This window comes from Providencia sp. PROV129 (assembly GCF_028482245.1).
Lineage (GTDB): Bacteria > Pseudomonadota > Gammaproteobacteria > Enterobacterales > Enterobacteriaceae > Providencia > Providencia vermicola.
On the sequence record NZ_JAMPQD010000023.1, the window covers coordinates 1 to 18,611 of the forward strand.

At 43.3% G+C, this 18,611-nt stretch carries 17 protein-coding genes; 10 read left to right on the top strand and 7 right to left on the bottom strand.

All coding sequences use genetic code 11. From position 1 onward, the window contains the following. The first annotated feature begins 51 nt into the window (after positions 1-51). Entirely contained in the window at positions 52-195 is a 144-nt protein-coding gene (locus PSF27_RS16710; RefSeq protein WP_206084588.1) for a Hok/Gef family protein, read from the top strand. 71 nt (positions 196-266) lie between these two features. Here PSF27_RS16710 and thiI read toward each other — a convergent pair whose 3' ends face one another. Then, positions 267-1,718 (bottom strand): tRNA uracil 4-sulfurtransferase ThiI, encoded by a 1,452-nt coding sequence (thiI, locus tag PSF27_RS16715; RefSeq protein WP_272681894.1) that lies wholly within the window; start codon positions 1,716-1,718, stop codon positions 267-269. Between the two features lie 219 nt (positions 1,719-1,937). Between thiI and xseB the strand changes: the two genes are divergently transcribed. The 4 genes from xseB (at position 1,938) to caiF (ending at position 6,143) form a co-directional block, all read left to right on the top strand. After that, entirely contained in the window at positions 1,938-2,189 is a 252-nt protein-coding gene (gene xseB / locus PSF27_RS16720; protein ID WP_206084586.1) for an exodeoxyribonuclease VII small subunit, read from the top strand. 3 nt (positions 2,190-2,192) lie between these two features. Then, the gene (gene ispA, locus PSF27_RS16725) at positions 2,193-3,110 is read left to right on the top strand and encodes a (2E,6E)-farnesyl diphosphate synthase (RefSeq protein WP_206084585.1); all 918 of its coding nucleotides are present in this window, start codon (positions 2,193-2,195) and stop codon (positions 3,108-3,110) included. 234 nt (positions 3,111-3,344) lie between these two features. Further along, a complete protein-coding gene (gene dxs, locus PSF27_RS16730; protein ID WP_272681895.1) occupies positions 3,345-5,210 on the top strand; it encodes a 1-deoxy-D-xylulose-5-phosphate synthase in 1,866 nt (621 codons plus the stop codon). Positions 5,211-5,750: 540 nt separating this feature from the next. After that, complete coding sequence (caiF, locus tag PSF27_RS16735) at positions 5,751-6,143, top strand: carnitine metabolism transcriptional regulator CaiF (RefSeq protein ID WP_206084583.1); 393 nt, start codon at positions 5,751-5,753, stop codon at positions 6,141-6,143. 69 nt (positions 6,144-6,212) lie between these two features. Here caiF and caiE read toward each other — a convergent pair whose 3' ends face one another. From caiE to caiT, 6 genes are all read right to left on the bottom strand, one after another. Next, the gene (gene caiE / locus PSF27_RS16740) at positions 6,213-6,806 is read right to left on the bottom strand and encodes a carnitine operon protein CaiE (RefSeq protein ID WP_272681896.1); all 594 of its coding nucleotides are present in this window, start codon (positions 6,804-6,806) and stop codon (positions 6,213-6,215) included. A gap of 23 nt (positions 6,807-6,829) precedes the next feature. Next, positions 6,830-7,615, bottom strand: a complete 786-nt coding sequence (gene caiD / locus PSF27_RS16745) for a crotonobetainyl-CoA hydratase (protein WP_206084581.1) — start codon at positions 7,613-7,615, stop codon at positions 6,830-6,832. Positions 7,616-7,700: 85 nt separating this feature from the next. Continuing rightward, entirely contained in the window at positions 7,701-9,260 is a 1,560-nt protein-coding gene (gene caiC / locus PSF27_RS16750) for a crotonobetaine/carnitine-CoA ligase (RefSeq protein WP_272538993.1), read from the bottom strand. A gap of 72 nt (positions 9,261-9,332) precedes the next feature. Then, positions 9,333-10,553, bottom strand: coding sequence for an L-carnitine CoA-transferase (gene caiB, locus PSF27_RS16755; protein WP_206084579.1), 1,221 nt, complete (start codon positions 10,551-10,553; stop codon positions 9,333-9,335). Between the two features lie 72 nt (positions 10,554-10,625). Beyond that, complete coding sequence (caiA, locus tag PSF27_RS16760; RefSeq protein WP_102139025.1) at positions 10,626-11,768, bottom strand: crotonobetainyl-CoA dehydrogenase; 1,143 nt, start codon at positions 11,766-11,768, stop codon at positions 10,626-10,628. A 34-nt stretch (positions 11,769-11,802) separates the two neighbouring features. Then, on the bottom strand, positions 11,803-13,320 hold the full coding sequence (caiT, locus tag PSF27_RS16765; protein ID WP_272681897.1) for an L-carnitine/gamma-butyrobetaine antiporter: 1,518 nt from the start codon (positions 13,318-13,320) through the stop codon (positions 11,803-11,805). Positions 13,321-13,824: 504 nt separating this feature from the next. On the opposite strand from caiT, the gene fixA reads away from it, so the two are divergent. The 5 genes from fixA (at position 13,825) to PSF27_RS16790 (ending at position 18,570) form a co-directional block, all read left to right on the top strand. Next, entirely contained in the window at positions 13,825-14,595 is a 771-nt protein-coding gene (gene fixA / locus PSF27_RS16770) for a putative electron transfer flavoprotein FixA (RefSeq protein WP_272538991.1), read from the top strand. 11 nt (positions 14,596-14,606) lie between these two features. Next, the gene (locus PSF27_RS16775) at positions 14,607-15,548 is read left to right on the top strand and encodes an FAD-binding protein (RefSeq protein WP_272681898.1); all 942 of its coding nucleotides are present in this window, start codon (positions 14,607-14,609) and stop codon (positions 15,546-15,548) included. Positions 15,549-15,600: 52 nt separating this feature from the next. Then, a complete protein-coding gene (fixC, locus tag PSF27_RS16780) occupies positions 15,601-16,887 on the top strand; it encodes an FAD-dependent oxidoreductase FixC (protein ID WP_206084575.1) in 1,287 nt (428 codons plus the stop codon). Next, entirely contained in the window at positions 16,884-17,171 is a 288-nt protein-coding gene (gene fixX, locus PSF27_RS16785; RefSeq protein ID WP_206084574.1) for a ferredoxin-like protein FixX, read from the top strand. Before fixC ends, fixX begins: the two co-directional genes overlap by 4 nt. A 73-nt stretch (positions 17,172-17,244) precedes the next feature. Then, positions 17,245-18,570 (top strand): MFS transporter, encoded by a 1,326-nt coding sequence (locus PSF27_RS16790; protein WP_206084573.1) that lies wholly within the window; start codon positions 17,245-17,247, stop codon positions 18,568-18,570. Positions 18,571-18,611: the final 41 nt, after the last annotated feature.

Here is an 18,611-nt window from a genome sequence, read left to right on the forward strand (position 1 = left end):
AAAAACCTAACAGTTTGATTCTGTCTCCTTTTAGAAAAGGAGTCAAGAGGAATGGCCAAAATTGCCCTTGTAGGGTTAATTACCGTGTGTCTTACGGTATTGAGTTTTTCAGGCATGATGCAAGAAAGATTGTGCTCGTTAAGCATCAGTAGCGGAAATACTCTGGTTCAAGCTACTTTATCGTGCGGTAAGTAGTCTTGTGGGGGGGTTATCTCCCCCACATTTCTCTTTGATAAGTTTTGGATGATACAAGCACCCTGTCTCGCTTATGGGCGGTAAACCTTAATATTATCAAACCCTTGTTCTTTGAGGTACAACGCCTGTAAACGGCTCATCACCCCACGGTCACAATATAATAGATAGGTTTTATCTTTTGGTAAGTCACCAAATTGTGTGCTGAGTTTGTAGAATGGAATATGTTTGATTTCCATACCTTCAACTTTCAAAGGTTTATCTTCGAACTCATCAATAGAGCGGATATCCACAATCACTTCATTTTCCACTGAAAGCTCACTGACCATTTCAATTTCAGGGACTTTCTCTAGACTTTCTTGTGCGATTTGGCGAATATCGATATTTTGTGCCTGCTCAACAACAGACTCTAAAATACAAAAGTCAAAGTTAGCTTCTTCCGCTTCGATCCGTGCTTTTACCGCTTTCACTGTTGGGCTTTTCGAAATCACACCACAATATTCTGGCATGGTTTTCGCAAAATCTTCCGTCCCAATTTGACGAGCTAATTTGATAATGTGCTCTTTGTCATGGGAAATCAGCGGTCTTAATATTAACGTATCAGACGCATTATCAATCAAACGTAAGTTTGTTAAGGTTTGGCTAGAAACTTGCCCAAGTGCTTCCCCCGTCACAATCGCTTGCACACCATAACGCTCTGCAACTTTCGACGCCGCACGCACCATCATACGTTTTAATACAACACCCATTTGGCCATCGTCGACTTTTTCTAAAATTTCTGCGACGACAGGTTCAAAGTTAACGGCAATAAAGCGCACTTTATGGGAGCTCCCAAAACGGTTCCATAAATAGTGAGCAATTTGTTTCACACCAATTTCATGGGCTGCGCCGCCTAAATTAAAGAAACAATAGTGCACGCGACAGCCGCGGCGCATTAGCATGTAGCTGGAAACGCCTGAGTCAAAACCGCCTGAAATTAACGATAAAACATCTTCTTGAGTACCAATTGGGAAACCACCGATCCCTTCAATACGCGCTTTCACTAGGATGAGTTTGTCATCTTCAATTTCTAAATGTACGGTGGTATCAGGGTCTTTAAGCTTCACTTTCGCAGAAGCAATGTGTTGATTTAACCCACCGCCAATGTAGCGCTCAGCTTCAATAGATGAAAACTCATGTTTACCGCGGCGCTTTACACGCACACAGAAGGTTTTATTTTCCAATGATGGGCCGTAAGCTTCGTGAGCCATTTCAAAGATATGGTGCAAACTGGTAAACGGTTTTTCTTCAACTTCAAGAATATGGTGAATACCTGGAATACGACTGAGCATGTCACAAATTTCGTCATGCTTCGTTTCCCCTTTCACACGCACTTCTATGTTATCCCAATTACGGACAACCGAAATTTCTTCGCCAAGTGACTTAAGCACGTTACGGATATTACTGGTCAAAATTTTAATAAAACGTAGCCTAACAGTTTGGCTTTTAATGGTAATTTCTGGGAATAACTTAATGATAAACTTCATAATAGCTGCATGTTCATGGTTGTTGGGGCTAACGAATGTATCTCACAGTGACACATGTACACGTTACCAATTGTCAATAAAGAGGCGTATTATAACACTATCTTGCGGACTGAATCTAAAAACACCAATAATAAATTGTAACCGTAGCAAGACTGCGTTAGTCTGCTAAATATTTAAAATACTCCAAATATATTGATTTAACATTAGTGGCTAAATAACATGGCTAAAGAAAAATCTCAGCAAGTTCCAACTGTTAGTTTCGAAAACTCACTTCAAGAGCTGGAGCAAATTGTTGCTCGCCTCGAATCTGGCGATCTTCCACTAGAAGATGCGCTCAATGAATTCGAGCGTGGTGTCCAAATCGCCAAACAAGGTCAAAAAGTACTGCAACAGGCCGAACAACGCGTACAAATATTGCTTAGCGATGATGAAAATAAACCCCTTGCCGATTTTTCACCTGAAACTGAATAAATTATGTCTGAACAACTTCCAGATAGCTTTGCACTGCAACAAAAACATGCCTACGACAGAGTTAACCAATACCTATTAGATACGCTAAATGCACTGCCTTTTGCAGAACTGCCATTAGCCAATGCAATGCGTTACGGTGCATTATTAGGTGGGAAACGTTTACGCCCCTTTCTAACCTATGCAGTCGGCTCCATGCTGGGTGTCAGTGAAGAAAACCTTGATGCCCCCGCCTCAGCAGTTGAATGTATTCATGCTTATTCATTGATTCATGATGATTTACCCGCTATGGACGATGATGATTTACGTCGCGGCCAGCCGACTTGCCATATCAAGTATGGTGAAGGTAATGCCGTTTTAGCGGGTGATGCCTTACAAACCCTCGCGTTTCAGTTACTTGCTTCAGCGAAAATGCCTGATATTTCTGATAAAGACCGTATCGCGATGATAGCTGAACTAGCTTACGCCAGTGGCCTAGCAGGAATGTGTGGTGGCCAAGCCCTTGATTTAGATGCAGAAGGCAAACATGTTGACCTTGCTTCATTAGAACGTATTCATCAACATAAAACTGGTGCACTCATTCGTGCAGCGATTCGTCTTGGGGCATATGCCGCTGGCGATAAAGGCCATCAATTGTTACCAGCCTTAGATAAATATGCTGAATCCATTGGACTTGCCTTTCAAGTTCAAGACGATATCCTAGACGTCATTGGGGATAGTGCGGTAACGGGTAAGCGCCAAGGCGCGGATGCTGAACATGAAAAGAGTACTTACCCATCGCTACTCGGCCTTGAGGCTGCACAGAAAAAAGCGCGTGAGCTATATCATGATGCAATAGACGCTTTAGAGACGATCCAATCCCATGGGTATAATATAGAGATGCTAAGTGCTTTAGCTAATTTTATTATTGAGCGTAAAAGCTGACAATATGCTTTGCCTTTAGGCATTAAGAAGACTGATAATTACGGCATTGATTACCCGATGTAGTTTAAGCTGTAAAACGGGCTTTACCTTAACTATTTGATGTGATGGGTCAGTGGCTAATAGAACAAATCGCGAAACATCGATTTTTATGTATGTCTAGCGTAAGAAAATACAGCCCCTTACTGTCGCTGAAAATAGGATGGGTATTTTTGATTAATTATAAGTGAGCACCTAATGAGTATTGATATCGCTAAATATCCAACGCTAGCATTGGCTGAGACGCCTGATGAGCTTCGTCTGCTGCCCAAAGAAAGCTTACCTAAGCTTTGTGATGAACTCAGACAATTTTTACTGAGTAGCGTGGGTCGCTCTAGCGGTCACTTTGCCTCTGGTCTTGGTGCAGTAGAACTGACTGTTGCCTTGCATTATGTCTACAAAACCCCCTTTGATAACCTAGTTTGGGATGTCGGCCACCAAGCGTATCCCCATAAAATCTTAACGGGACGCCGTGACCGTATTGATACTATTCGTCAAAAAAATGGTTTACATCCATTTCCATGGCGTGGTGAAAGTGAGTATGACATTTTAAGCGTTGGCCATTCCTCAACATCCATTAGTGCTGGTTTAGGTATGGCCATTGCGGCAGAAAAAGAGAAACAAAACCGTAAAACCGTGTGTGTCATTGGCGATGGTGCAATCACGGCAGGGATGGCATTTGAAGCCATGAACCACGCAGGAGATGCCGCGCCAGATATGCTGGTTATCCTCAACGACAACGAAATGTCGATTTCAGAAAATGTTGGCGCGCTCAATAACCATTTGGCGCACTTACTTTCTGGCAAGCTGTACACCACATTACGCGAAAGTGGCAAAAAAGTGTTCTCTAACATGCCACCGATTAAAGAATTACTGAAGAAAACCGAAGAACACATCAAAGGTATGGTGGTGCCTGGTACAATGTTTGAAGAGCTTGGCTTCAACTATATTGGCCCTGTCGATGGACACGATGTTGTTGCACTCACCCAAACATTGAAAAATATGCGTGACTTAAAAGGGCCACAATTTCTGCACATCATGACCAAAAAAGGCCGTGGTTATGAGCCTGCGGAAAAAGACCCAATTAGCTGGCATGCAGTACCTAAATTTGACCCAAGTACCTTTACGTTACCGAAAAGCAAAGAAACTGGCCCAACATTCTCCAAAATTTTTGGTGATTGGTTGTGTGACGAAGCAAAAGATGATGGCAAATTAATGGCTATCACGCCAGCCATGCGTGAAGGCTCTGGTATGGTGCGTTTTTCAAAAGAATTTCCAGACCAATACTTCGACGTCGCTATCGCTGAGCAACACGCTGTAACCTTTGCTGCAGGTTTAGCGATTGGTGGTTATAAACCGATTGTCGCTATCTATTCAACGTTCTTGCAACGTGGCTATGACCAAGTTATTCATGATGTAGCAATCCAAAAAGTCCCCGTGATGTTTGCAATTGATCGCGCAGGGATCGTAGGTGCCGATGGGCAAACTCACCAAGGGTCTTTTGATATTTCATTCCTGCGCTGTATACCAACCATGGTTATCATGGCCCCTAGTGATGAAAATGAGTGCCGCCAGATGCTACACACTGGCTACCACTATAACGATGGTCCAAGTGCTGTCCGTTACCCTCGTGGTACGGGTACAGGGGCTGAACTCCAGCCTTTAGCACCATTACCTATTGGTAAAGGAGTCATCCGCCGCAAAGGTGAAAAAGTGGCTATTCTGTGCTTCGGGACCTTACTCAGCCACGCGCTTGAAGCCGCAGAGCAATTAAATGCGACCGTTGTGGATATGCGCTTTGTGAAACCCTTGGATGAAGCATTGATCCTCGAGATGGCAAATAGCCATGATGTGTTAGTGACACTCGAAGAAAATGCCATCATGGGTGGCGCAGGGAGTGGCGTGAACGAGTTTTTAATGCATGAAAAGAAAATAATTCCTGTATTAAACCTTGGCTTGCCAGACTACTTTATCTCCCAAGGTAGCCAAGAAGAGCTGATTGCCGATCTTGGATTAAATGCCAAAGGCATTGTTAATTCAATCACAAGCTACCTGAATAAATAACCTTTTATTAAATGAGAGTCATTATTTCGTGTAATGACTCTCATTTTCTTTCAAATACGCATTAATTGAGTATTAGATTAGTTTGTTATAAAAATAGTCATCTAAAATAACAACATTTACATATTCCCCTTAGTTTAATAACATCCCTTTCAATAAAAAAACCAAATATAATCAGATAATAAACAACAATGTTTATCTCTTCACCCAAAAATAGAATATAAACAAAATTATTACCTTGAATGTAATTTTCAAAAATAAACACATGCAAATTATTTTTAAATCTATTATTATGAACCTTGTCACTGTATGACTGCGCAATTTAGGCTCTGACTTATATTCGTTATAAATTACTTAACTATCTAAAAGCAAAGTAAAATAAATCAATAACAAATATATTATTTTAACAATTTTAACCAGGCTTTAATAATTAATTATTTTCCTTTAATTTATTACGGGAGATAAATAACATTATTCCAACTACAATTTACATATAGTTTCTCTTTATTTATTCAATTTTAATAATTAGATTTGGGAGCGCTTATGTGTGGACAATATATTAACGAACCCTTGTATTTATCCATAGCACATTGGGTAATGAAGCAAGGTCGTTGGACAACCGCCAGAGAAATATCTAACAATTTCGATATTCCGCATCCTAATGCTGTTAATATTGTTTCTTATATTCTATCGGATGTGGCTGAGATCCAATGTGAAGTTAAAATGATCCCGAATAAACTATCGGGTCGTGGGTGCCAATGCCAGCGTTTAATTAAAGTGAGTAAAATTGATAACCAACTTTATTCTCGTTTAAGAAACCACCAATCGGAAAAAGTCACCATAGATTCCCCCGTGAAAGCGGCTTCAATGCCACCAAGTGAACTGAATAGAGAACAGAAATGGCAATGGATGTTATCCAAAGCACAGCGCCGCTAGTTAATATGTTATATCAATAAAAAAACGCAGGTTTTAAACCCGCGTTTTTTTATTTCCGACCAATACCTATTATTGCCCTTTAGGCTTCACTTCTGTGGTACCAAATAGTTTTGGTCGATTAATTTCAATTTCAGTGAGGGGCTTAGTCTCGTCTAACCCAACAAGATAACGCCCAGCAAGATCCTGGTACTCTTTTGTATTCAATTGCTTCCAATGTAGTTCTTCATCCTTAACCTGACGAAGAAATCGTGCGGGGCTCCCCACTAACATTTGCCGTGGTTCGCCTTGAAAACCAGCTTTAACAAAACTCATTGCAGCAACAATGCTTTCCTCACCAATCACGGCGCCATCCATGATGACGCTATTCATTCCGACTAAAGCATCGCGGCCAATGATACACCCGTGTAAAATAGCGCCATGACCAATATGCCCGCACTCCCGCACAATCGTTTCTACATCACTGTAACCGTGCATAATGCAGCAATCTTGAATATTGGCCCCTTTTTCAATCACTAAGCGCCCATAATCCCCTCTGAGTGACGCATTCGGCCCAACAAATACTCCTTCTTTGATAATTACATCACCAATCACGACCGCGGAAGGATGAACATACGCCGTTGGGTGTATCACGGGCCTTACGCCTTCAAATGAATAGAAGCTCACAATTGACCTCTCAGGTGGCTAGATTATCGGCCTTTCCAACTTGGAGAACGTTTCTCTGCAAACGCTAACGGCCCTTCTGTCGCATCTTCAGAGTGTAAAACCGCTGGGTAATTGGTTAATACCCCACTGCGCATCAGTTTGTAACCCTCTTCGACAGTCAACTCCCCAGTTGCACGGAAAATTTCTTTTAATGCCGCAACCGCTAATGGCGCGCTTTGCGTGATTTGCTCTGCCAGCTCACGGGCTCTATCCATCAATTTTTCAATAGGCACCACATCATTCGCAACGCCCCAACGCAATGCTTCTTGAGCATCCATGCGCCTGCCTGTCATTACCATTTCATTCACGATAGGTGCAGGCACTATTTTTGGCAGACGTAAAACACCGCCACTGTCTGGAACAATCCCTAATTGGGCTTCTGGCAACGCAAAACTGGCATTTTCTGAACAAATAATCATATCTGCCGCCAATGCGAGTTCGAAACCGCCACCAAATGCATAACCGTTAACCGCCGCAATCACGGGTTTATTAAGATTAAAAATCTCAGTCAACCCAGCAAAGCCACCTGGACCAAAATCAGCATCAGGGGCTTCACCTTCCGCAGCGGATTTTAGATCCCACCCTGCAGAGAAAAAACGTTCCCCTGCCCCTGTAATAATGGCGACTCTTAAAGATGGGTCATCTCGAAAGTTAAGAAAAACTTCACCCATTTTGAAACTGGTTTTTGCATCTATCGCATTCGCTTTAGGCCTATCGAGTACGATTTCCAAAATGGAGCCATTACGGGTAATTTTTAATGATTCACTCATAGTGCAATCCTTTCGTCATCATAGGGGGATACCTCTGTTTTAAGTAATAAACAGAGGTATCCTCAGAATTAATAGAATGATCCGATTATTGCAGATGTTTTTTCAGTACTTTCCCAGAACAATTTCGCGGCAAATCTTTGCGCACTTCAACACATGTTGGTACTTTAAATTTCGCCATTTGTTTTTCACAAAAGGCAAAGAACTCCTCCTGCGTTAAGGTTTCCCCTTCTTCCAGCACAATAAACGCCTTAATGGCTTCGTCACGTATATCATCCGCAACACCAATGACCGCTACATCCACAATGGCAGGGTGTGAGGCAATGATATTTTCGATTTCACTACAAGAGACGTTCTCACCACCGCGTTTGATCATATTGCTGCTTCTATCAACAAAATAGAAAAAGCCGTCTTCGTCTTGGTAAGCGAAGTCCCCTGTATGCATCCAACCTGCGCCATCAAAGGCTTTTTCTGTAGCCTCGGGGTTATTGTAATACGCTTTAAACAGCGTTTTACCGCGCTCACCTTTAACACACAGTTCGCCAATCACTCCTGTTTCAACGGGTTGGTTGTTTTTATCCCGAATTTGCGCTTGGTAGCAAAAACCAGGGCGGCCAATTGATGGCCAGCGGCGGATATCACCAGGTCTGTCCCCAATCAACCCCACTATCGTTTCGGTCATACCATAAGAAGTTAAAAAGCGTTTCACGCCAAAACGTGCCATAAATTGCTCTTTTTCTTCATCGCTTAAATTGAGATAAAACATGGCTTCTCGCAGGCAATGCTCTTTTTCGTTATCCGCCAGCGGTTGGCTTAATAACGTTCGGATCATCATTGGGATTAACTCAGTCACAGTGGCACGATGCCTAACAATTTGCTGCCAAAAACGCCGCGCACTGTATTTTTCGATTAAGACAAACGTTGCACCAACGGAGAAAGCTGCCATCGATGCCGTACATTGACAGTCAATGTGGAAAGCAGGCATCACCGTTAAATACACATCATCGGCACGTAACGCGTTTTGCCATGAAGAGTAGTACCCCGCAAAACGTAAATTATAGTGGGTGATAATCACCCCTTTAGGCTTTGACGTTGTTCCTGAGGTAAATAAGATTTCCGCAGTATCGCTCACACTGAGCTCAACAATTTGTGTGAGCGCCGCTGGCTGAGCCGCTTGTTCTGATAAAAAGTCCGAAATGCCATCTTGTTGTCGGACGGGTGTATCTGCAATTAAAAAAACATGTTCAAGACAAGTGCTTTCATCCGCCAAAACACGTTGATAAATATCTAAAAATACGGTGCAAGTCACTACCATACGAGGTTGGCAGTTCTGCATAATCCACGCGCTTTCGTTATATTTATACCGTGCGTTGATGGGCACCATAATTGCGCCGATTTTCGCTAAACCAAACCAGCAAAAGAAAAATTCAGGGCAATTATCCAGATGTAAGGCAACTTTATCCCCTTTTTGAATGCCATAGGCTAAAAAGAGATTCGCTGTGCGATTGATTTGCTCATTCATTTCTAAATAGCTGAATTCACGAATATTTCCATCGCAAGACTCAAAGATAAGCGCCTTATTGTCTTGGTGAGTTAACGCAAGGTCGTCCCACATTTGACGCAAATTTTGTCTACCGATTACATCCATTAATTGTTTTCCCTCTATTTCCCCAATGAACATTCAGGCCAACAGGAAAGATTGACCTGAATAATCACTTAATTACTCAACAATTTTCGCTAGCCCTTTATCGACCAGCTCCCGAATATCATTTTCGTTGTAGCCAATGTTTTTTAGTATTTCAGTGGTGTCCATACCGTGAGATGGCATACCACGCCAGATTTGTCCTGGATTGTTTTTGAATTTTGGCATCACATTTGGGCCACGACAGGTTTCCCCATCCATGGTTTGCCAACTGGTGATGGATTCACGGGCAATATATTGTGGGTTAGTTTCTAACTCAGGAATGGTTAACACTTTAGCGCTCGCAATATTCAGCTCAGCTAACCTTGCAAGTACCTCTTCGATGGAACGTGCGCCTAACCACTCATCTAATTTTTCCTCAACGAGTGGCCCATATGGGCATTCAACACGGTGAATCAGTTGTGTGCCTTCTGGGATCTCAGGAGTACCCAATAAATGTGCGAGACCAATATCTTTGAAAATTTCTTGGATTTGCGTGATACCGACAATTTCCATGACAATATAACCATCGTTACAGCTATACAGGCCGCAACCTGCATAGTACGGGTCTTTCCCTTTGGTCATACGTGGGCAAACTTCACCACCATTGAAATAATCCATCATGAAGTATTGCCCCATACGCAGCATCACTTCATACATTGCCACGTCGATGCTTTCCCCTTTCCCTGTTTCGCGCGCTTTATATAACGCAGCTAATGCCGCGGTTGTGGCGGTCATACCCGAGAAATAGTCTGCCGTATATGGGAAAGCGGGCATTGGTTGGTCTTTATCACCGTTTTGAATCAGGTAGCCACTGAAGGCTTGAGCAATGGTGTTATATGCAGCAAGATTGGTATATTGCGGGTCGCCATACTGGCCAAAGCCCGATAAGTGAGCGATAACCAATTTTGGATTGTGCTCCCACAGCACTTCATCCGTGATCCCTCGGCGGGCAAAAGCAGGGCCTTTACTCGCCTCTATAAATATATCCGTCGTTTCCATTAACTTAAGAAATGCTTCTCGTCCTTCATCCTTAAAGATATTCAATGAGAGCGCCCGTAAATTACGTCGCGATAGCTGCGGGTAATTTGGCTGGACACGAATAGTGTCTGCCCATGCCACGTTCTCAATCCAAATAACTTCTGCCCCCCATTCCGCAAACATTTGCCCCGCGAATGGGCCTGCAATTTCAATTCCTGAAAATACGACTTTAACCCCAGAAAGCGGGCCAAATTCAGGCATAGGTAAATGCGCTGCCATGTTCGATTCTCCTGTGAAACTCGGTTGACCCTCTAACCATGATCAAAGGGTCAATCCACGACGGTTACGTCATTAGCGGTACTGTTTCAGTACACTGCGGCCTAGTGTCAGTATTTGCATTTCATCTGAACCACCCGATACGCGGTCAACACGCAGGTCGCGCCAGAAACGTGCGATCCGATGTTCACCCGCGATACCAACGCCACCCAGTACTTGCATCGCAGAGTCCACCACTTCGAATGCGGCATTTGCACAGAAGTATTTACACATTGCTGCATCACCTGAGGTGATCAGCCCGTTATCACTCTTCCATGCAGTTTCGTATAACATGTTGCGCATTGAATTGAGCTTGATCGCCATATGTGCAAATTTTTCTTGAATTAATTGATAACGACCGATTGCTTCGCCGAATTGAACGCGTTGGTTGGCATAACGCGCCGCATCTTCAAATGCACACATCGCTGTACCGTAGTTAGTTAGCGCCACTAAGAAACGTTCATGGTCAAACTCTTCTTTTACGCGGTTAAAGCCGTTTCCTTCGCGACCGAACATGTCTTTTTCATCCAGTTCGACGTTATCAAAAGTAATTTCACAGCAGCTATCCATGCGCAGGCCCAGCTTTTCAAGTTTGTTAACCTTGATACCTGGTTTGCTCATATCCAAGAACCACTCAGTAAAGACGGGTTTATCTGGCGAATCTGCATCACGACTCATCACGACGATATATGGCGTATAGGCACTACTGGTGATGAAGCATTTGCTACCATTAAGGTAAACTTTGCCATTACGACGCTGATAAGTAGTTTGTAGGCTACCGACGTCAGAACCTGCGCCAGGTTCTGTAATCGCAGAGTTCCACATTTGTTTACCTGTACCACGGAACGCCATGATTTTATCAATTTGCTCTTGAGTCCCTTCTCTCAGTACGGTATTGAAACCACCCGGCAGTTGATACAGCACGTATGTTGGCGCACCTAAACGCCCCAGTTCCATCCACACCGCAGCAACGGTGATAAACCCTGCATCTAAACCACCATGCTCTTCTGGAATCAGCAGGTTATCGATTTCCATATCCGCTAACGCTTTGACAAAGCGTTCAGGGTATTGGCTGTCGCGGTCGCATTGTGCGAAGTAGCTTTCCCAGTTTTCACTGGCCATCAGTTCACGGATCCCTGCGACAAACAGCTCCTGCTCATCATTCAATCTAAAATCCATATCAATAACCTCTTAAATGTTGTTTCTGAGTAAATTAGTCATTTTTCCAATGCACTCTGGCATCTTTAATAAACGAGAGCGTTACCATTATGTTGACGAAAAAAAGTGGGCATCCTCCGGCAATTATCGCTGTTTGAATTGGTTTCAATCCGCCTAGAGCCAGTAAAACAATGCCGATGACACCAACTAAAACAGACCAACCGATGCGCACTAACAATGGCGGCTCTTCACCGTCTTTCACTGCGCGACAAGTCGACATGGCGAGGGTGTAAGAACAAGCATTAATTAGTGTCACAGTGGCGATAAAGCAGAGGATGAAGAAGCCCCAAATTGTTACAGTACTCAAAGGTAAGGCAGCCCATGTCTCAATGATGGCGCGTGGAACGCCAAACTCATCAATCAGTTTTGGAATGTTAATAATATTTTGGTCGACAAGTTGCAGTGTGTTACTGCCTAAAATCGTCCAAATCAGAGTGGTACCTGCGGTCAGACCCGCGACCATACCAATACACAGTTCACGAACGGTACGACCTTTAGAGATACGTGCGAGGAAAATACACATTTGAATTGCGTAGATAACCCACCAAGCCCAATAGAATACTGTCCAGCCTTGTGGGAAACCGCTTTTACCGACCGCATCTGTATAGAACAGCATGCGCGGCATATACATCATTAATACCCCGATAGAATCGGTAAAGTAGTTAACGATAAAACTTGCACCACCAACAATGAATACCCATCCAAGCATTAAGAAACTCAGGTAGCTACGTACATCACTGGCAATTTTCACCCCTTTTTGCAGACCGAATGCCACACAGATTGCGTTCAAAACAATCCAGCAGAAAATAATGATCGCATCAAGCTGTAAAGTGTGAGGGATACCGAATAAATACTGAATACATTCAGTCACTAGCGGAGTTGCTAACCCTAAACTAGTGCCCATCGCAAGGATTAACGCCACTAAATAGAAGTTATCAACAATTGTTCCGAACCAACCATTAACGCGTTTTTCACCGACCAGCGGTACTAATGTACTACTTGGGCGGATAACATCCATTTTACGTACAAAGAAGAAGTAACCAAAAGCAACCGTTAAGAAGCTATAGGTTGCCCACGGTAATGGCCCCCAGTGGAATAAGCTATAGGCAAGCCCAATACTTTTCGCCTGAGTTGAATAAGGGGCAAATTCAAAAGGCGGCGTTGAAATATAATAATAAATTTCAATAGACCCCCAGAAAAGTACCGCTGCCGATGTACACGAAGCGAACATCATGAAAATCCAGCTCGCACGGCTAAATTCAGGCTTCTCTTCCCCTAGACGTTTTTTAGCGTATGGCCCTAAAATCAACCAAAACCAGCCACCAAGCATCACGACCATATACCATTCAAATGCCCAGCCCCACACGTTTGTCACGTAGCTAAACACTTGGTTGATCACTTCATTCGAAGCATCAAGGTCACGGACGGTTAACCAACACAATAGTCCAACAATGATCAATGGAGGAAAAAACACTTTCGGTTCTATCCCACCCTTTTTATTTTCTTTGCTCATAGTTCGATCCCGATTTATTATTTAATACATAAGTTTTAAAATAGATATTATTCGCAATACCTCTCCACTTATTTATTATTTAATTCCTATAAATTTAATTAACTATTAATCCAATCACTATTCAAATCATGTCGGCTCGTCATTAACAATTCTGTTATTAAGGTCACAATATTATTCGTGATAAATATTTGTTACTGTTTTTTCGTGTTTTTATTATCAAAATAACCAATTAATACAAACAGATAAAATATCTTGTAACGGCAATGTTATTAAATACCTTCAGTATTGGTGATTAGGGTAGCAATATTGAACATTTCGTCGCTAAGTTGATGATTTTTACAATATTGGTGAGTAAGGTAGCAGTATGAATATTTAAAACACGTTTAATTTCAAGTTTTCAATATTGGTGACCTAGGTTTTATTTTTAAATATCCAGTTCATGATAATTATATAATCCGAAACCAAAACGGATCATATTTATTAAATATATTTTTAGGAGATGTAATGAATATTATTACATGCTATAAATCTGTTCCTGATGAACAAGATATTATTATTAATAGCTCAGATGGCTCTTTAGATTTTTCCCGTGCGGATACCAAAATTAGTCAATATGATTTGAATGCCATCGAAGCGGCTAATCAAATTAAAGCACAACAACCCGATAGCAAAATCACAGCATTAAGTATTGGTGGCAAAGCGCTGACCAACATGAAAGGCCGTAAAGACGTGTTATCTCGCGGCCCAGATGAATTAGTCGTGGTTATTGATGACCAATTCGAACATGCCCTTCCTCATCAAAGTGCCATTGCCCTTGGTGCAGCCGCACAAAAAATAGGTTTTGACTTAATCATTTGTGGTGACGGTTCTGCTGACCTCAATGCGCAGCAAGTCAGCATTCTACTGGGTGAAAGCCTGCAAATTCCTGCCATTAATGGCGTGAAGAAAATTGTTTCTCTTGGGGCTGATAACATTGTCGTTGAGCGCGAACTTGAAGATGAAATTGAAACATTGTCGCTTCCGCTGCCAGCCATTATTGCAGTGACCTCCGATATTAACGTCCCTGTTATTCCGTCTATGAAAGCAATTTTAGGCGCTGCGAAAAAGCCAGTTCAAGCATGGGGCATCGCTGATATTGCACTCGCAGATGTCGCCGCTTTATCGGCTCAATCGATTGCAGCACCGAAGCAAAAAGTGCGTCAACGCATCATTATTGAAGGTGATGGCGAAGACCAAATTGCACAATTTGCTGAACATTTAAGAAAAATTATTTAATCGGAGGCGTCATGAGCAAATTATCAACCGTTTGGGTCTTTAGCGATATGGCTTCTCGTCTACCCGAATTGATTGGCGGAGCACTCACCCTCGGTGAGCAAGTGAATGTATTAGCATTAGATGAAGCACAAAGTTCCCAAGCATTTCAATTGGGTGCAACACAAGTCTTTCAATTAACGGGCAAACCTGATGACCGTATTTTGGAAGACTACACTGACACCATCGTTGCGACCATTAAACAACATGGCGACAAAGGCCTGTTACTACTACCGAATACACGTCGTGGAAAATTACTGGCTGCTCGTTTAGGTGCAAGACTGCAAGCTGCCGTATCGAATGATGCGGCATCGATTGCTATCGAAGCCGACAAAGCAGTCATTAAACATATGGTCTACGGCGGCTTAGCTTTTGGCCAAGAAACCTTAAATAGCATCTTTTCCATTGCAACCGTTACCACAGGCACCTTTGAAGCAGCTGCAAGTGATGCATCACGCAGCGGGACGGCTCAAACTGCACAATGGGTCGAACCAAAACAATCTGTTGTACGTACCTCGGTTCAGAAAAAAGCAGGCAACTCCGTGGAATTAGACAAAGCTCGCCTTGTAGTGAGTGTGGGTCGCGGAATCGGCAGCCAAGAAAACATTGCCATTGCCAAAACGCTTGCGGATGCCATAGGTGCTGAAATTGCCTGCTCCCGCCCTGTCGCTGAAAATGAAAAATGGATGGAGCACGAGCGCTACGTTGGGATTTCCAACTTAATGCTCAAACCTGAACTTTACCTTGCTGTCGGTATTTCAGGGCAAATCCAGCACATGGTCGGGGCAAATGGCGCACAAACTATCGTTGCCATTAACAAAGATAAAAACGCACCTATCTTCCAATTTGCCGATTACGGCATTGTCGGTGATTTATTCAAAATTCTGCCTGCTTTAACGCAACAATTGGCGAAATAAGCCTATCGCAGTGGAGTTGTCACTCCACTGCTTAGTATGATTTGGAGAAACTATGTCCGATGATATTTTTGATGCAATCATTGTTGGCGCAGGCCTAGCGGGTTCTGTCGCTGCACTGGTGCTTGCCCGTGAAGGTGCGCAAGTTCTCCTAATTGAAAGAGGAAACTACGCTGGCGGGAAGAACGTCACAGGTGGGCGGATGTACGCCCATAGTTTAGAACGCATTATTCCTGGATTTACCCAAGAAGCGCCTATCGAACGCATGATCACCCGTGAAAGGCTGTCATTTATGACTGAAACTGGTGCCGTCACCGTCGATTTTCAAAATAGCGCCGAGCAGAGCCCAGACGAAACATCTTGGTCTGTTTTACGGGGAAAACTCGATCCGTGGCTGGTAGAACAAGCTGAAAATGCGGGAGCGCAATGCATTACAGGTATCCGAGTTGATAAACTGGTCGAGCGGGACGGCAAAATCGTTGGTGTCGAAGCGGATGGTGATGTGCTTGAAGCCAAAGTTGTTATTTTGGCTGATGGGGTGAATTCACTGCTCGCCGAACAAATTGGCATGACGAAGCGTGTGAGCGCTGAACATGTCGCTGTTGGGGTTAAAGAATTAATCGAACTCCCTAAAGATGTTTTATGTAATCGCTTCAATATTAAAGACAATGAAGGCGTTGCATGGCTATTTGCTGGCTCGCCAACTGATGGGCTAATGGGGGGAGGATTCTTATATACCAATGAGGACACTGTCTCTTTAGGTCTGGTTTGTGGTTTGCATCATATCAAAGATGCCAAAAAATCTGTTCCACAAATGTTAGAAGATTTTAAGCAGCACCCCGCTGTCGCCCCGTTAATTGAAGGCGGCAAGATGATTGAATACGCTGCACACGTTGTGCCAGAAGCGGGCTTAAAAATGCAGTCGGAACTTGTCCGTGATGGCGTGTTAATTGCGGGTGATGCAGCGGGTATGTGTATGAACCTTGGGTTTACCATTCGCGGCATGGATTTAGCCGTTGCCTCGGGTGAAGCGGCAGCTAAAACTGTGCTTAATGCAATGAAAAAAGAAGACTTTAGCAAGCAAGGGCTCAGTGAATATCTTTCACTATTAAATGAAGGCCCACTGCGTGACATGAAGATGTACCAAAAAATGCCTGAGTTTTTGGATAACCCACGTATGTTTACCGCTTACCCAGAAATGGCAATTGGGATTGCGAAAAAATTATTTACCATTTCGGATGAAGCGCCTGTTCCACTGCGTAAAACCATGCTGCAACATGCGAAAAAAGTGGGCTTCATGAATTTAATCAAGGATGGAATTAAAGGAGTGAGAGCAATATGAGCCAGCCAGTTAACGTTGATGTCAAACTTGGTATCAATAAATTTAATGTCGATGAAGAAAATCCACATATCGTCATCAAAGAACACCCTGATATGCAAGTGCTCGACACTTTAACAAAGGCCTGCCCCGCAGGTTTATATAAAAAACAAGAAGATGGCTCAGTCCGTTTTGACTATGCTGGCTGCCTTGAGTGCGGTACTTGCCGTATTTTAGGCTTAGAGAGTGCACTCGAAAAGTGGGAATACCCACGTGGCACTTTCGGCATTGAATTTCGTTACGGCTGATTAGTATTACTCTCGAAGTTTCAAAGACTTCGAGAGTTTTATAGCGTATTTTACGCTGACACTGGGATACACAATGAAACCGAAAAGTTTTGATGATATTCAATTCTCCTCCGTGCATCGGCGGATCATGCTGTGGGGCAGCGGCGGGCCTTTTCTTGATGGTTATGTATTGGTTCTGATCGGTGTCGCACTTGAACAACTCACCCCTTTACTCAATTTAAGCAGCGAGTGGATAGGCTTACTCGGCGCAGCAACCCTTGCAGGGTTATTTATCGGTACATCACTCTTTGGCTATATATGTGACCAAGTCGGTCGACGCAAAATGTTCCTCATTGACATTGTGGCGATCGGCGTCATTTCTGTCGCCACCATGTTTGTCTCCACGCCATTGCAGCTACTTCTCATGCGCTTTTTGATTGGCATTGTGATTGGCGCTGATTACCCCATCGCTACCTCAATGATCACCGAATTTTCAAACACCAAACAAAGGGCATTTGCCGTCGGCTTTATTGCGGCGATGTGGTATGTGGGGGCAACTTGCGCCAACCTTGTGGGCTATGTGCTGTACGATGTCGAAGGCGGCTGGCGCTGGATGCTAGGCAGCGCAGTAATCCCTTGCATCGTTATTTTGATCGGTCGCTTTGATTTGCCTGAATCGCCACTGTGGTTGATACGTAAAGGGCGAATTAAAGAATGTGAAAAAATGATGGAAAAACTATTCGGGCAACCCGTGGTGTTTGAAGCGGAAGAACAGAAGAAAACACATTTCCTGCAATTATTCACTAAACGTCATTTTTCCTTCGTCTTATTTACCGCAATTATTTGGACTTGCCAAGTGATCCCAATGTTCGCCATCTATACCTTCGGCCCACAAATTGTTGGGCAGCTCGGTTGGGATCAAGGTAAAAACGCCGCACTTGGTAACGTCGTGATCAGCCTATTCTTTATGTTAGGTTGCCTGCCTGCCATGTATTGGCTCAATAAAATGGGCAGACGTCCCTTACTTATTGGCAGCTTTGCCATTATGACACTTGCACTAGCGACCCTCGGGCTATTTTCCAACCTTGGGATCTGTCTGGTGATCATTATGTTTGGGATCTACGCCTTTTTCTCTGGAGGGCCTGGGATCTTACAATGGCTCTATCCAAATGAACTGTTCCCAACGGATATCCGTGCTTCTGCCGTCGGTGTGATCATGTCAATTAGCCGTATCGGAACCATCTTTTCTACGTGGGCTCTGCCTGTGTTTATCAGTGAATATGGTATTAGTAATGTGGTATTGATGGGGGCGGGAGTGTCGTTATTAGGTTTAGTCGTTTCGATATTGTTTGCTCCAGAAACCAAAGGGTTAACGCTAGCACAAACATCAGTAATGGGAATTAGTCGTCGAAAGGAATAATTTTGTTAATGATGACAAGCAAGCAAGGCCATCCATTGATG

What these genes read in the sequence shown, in the direction of transcription:
- dxs (WP_272681895.1), top strand. Translation starts at nt 3,345, where the DNA reads ATGAGTATTGATATCGCTAAATATCCAACGCTAGCATTGGCTGAGACG.
- fixC (WP_206084575.1), top strand. Translation starts at nt 15,601, where the DNA reads ATGTCCGATGATATTTTTGATGCAATCATTGTTGGCGCAGGCCTAGCG.
- PSF27_RS16790 (WP_206084573.1), top strand. Translation starts at nt 17,245, where the DNA reads ATGAAACCGAAAAGTTTTGATGATATTCAATTCTCCTCCGTGCATCGG.
- fixA (WP_272538991.1), top strand. Translation starts at nt 13,825, where the DNA reads ATGAATATTATTACATGCTATAAATCTGTTCCTGATGAACAAGATATT.
- PSF27_RS16775 (WP_272681898.1), top strand. Translation starts at nt 14,607, where the DNA reads ATGAGCAAATTATCAACCGTTTGGGTCTTTAGCGATATGGCTTCTCGT.
- caiA (WP_102139025.1), bottom strand. Translation starts at nt 11,768, where the DNA reads ATGGATTTTAGATTGAATGATGAGCAGGAGCTGTTTGTCGCAGGGATC.
- thiI (WP_272681894.1), bottom strand. Translation starts at nt 1,718, where the DNA reads ATGAAGTTTATCATTAAGTTATTCCCAGAAATTACCATTAAAAGCCAA.
- caiF (WP_206084583.1), top strand. Translation starts at nt 5,751, where the DNA reads ATGTGTGGACAATATATTAACGAACCCTTGTATTTATCCATAGCACAT.
- caiT (WP_272681897.1), bottom strand. Translation starts at nt 13,320, where the DNA reads ATGAGCAAAGAAAATAAAAAGGGTGGGATAGAACCGAAAGTGTTTTTT.
- PSF27_RS16710 (WP_206084588.1), top strand. Translation starts at nt 52, where the DNA reads ATGGCCAAAATTGCCCTTGTAGGGTTAATTACCGTGTGTCTTACGGTA.
- caiC (WP_272538993.1), bottom strand. Translation starts at nt 9,260, where the DNA reads ATGGATGTAATCGGTAGACAAAATTTGCGTCAAATGTGGGACGACCTT.
- fixX (WP_206084574.1), top strand. Translation starts at nt 16,884, where the DNA reads ATGAGCCAGCCAGTTAACGTTGATGTCAAACTTGGTATCAATAAATTT.
- caiB (WP_206084579.1), bottom strand. Translation starts at nt 10,553, where the DNA reads ATGGCAGCGCATTTACCTATGCCTGAATTTGGCCCGCTTTCTGGGGTT.
- caiD (WP_206084581.1), bottom strand. Translation starts at nt 7,615, where the DNA reads ATGAGTGAATCATTAAAAATTACCCGTAATGGCTCCATTTTGGAAATC.
- xseB (WP_206084586.1), top strand. Translation starts at nt 1,938, where the DNA reads ATGGCTAAAGAAAAATCTCAGCAAGTTCCAACTGTTAGTTTCGAAAAC.
- ispA (WP_206084585.1), top strand. Translation starts at nt 2,193, where the DNA reads ATGTCTGAACAACTTCCAGATAGCTTTGCACTGCAACAAAAACATGCC.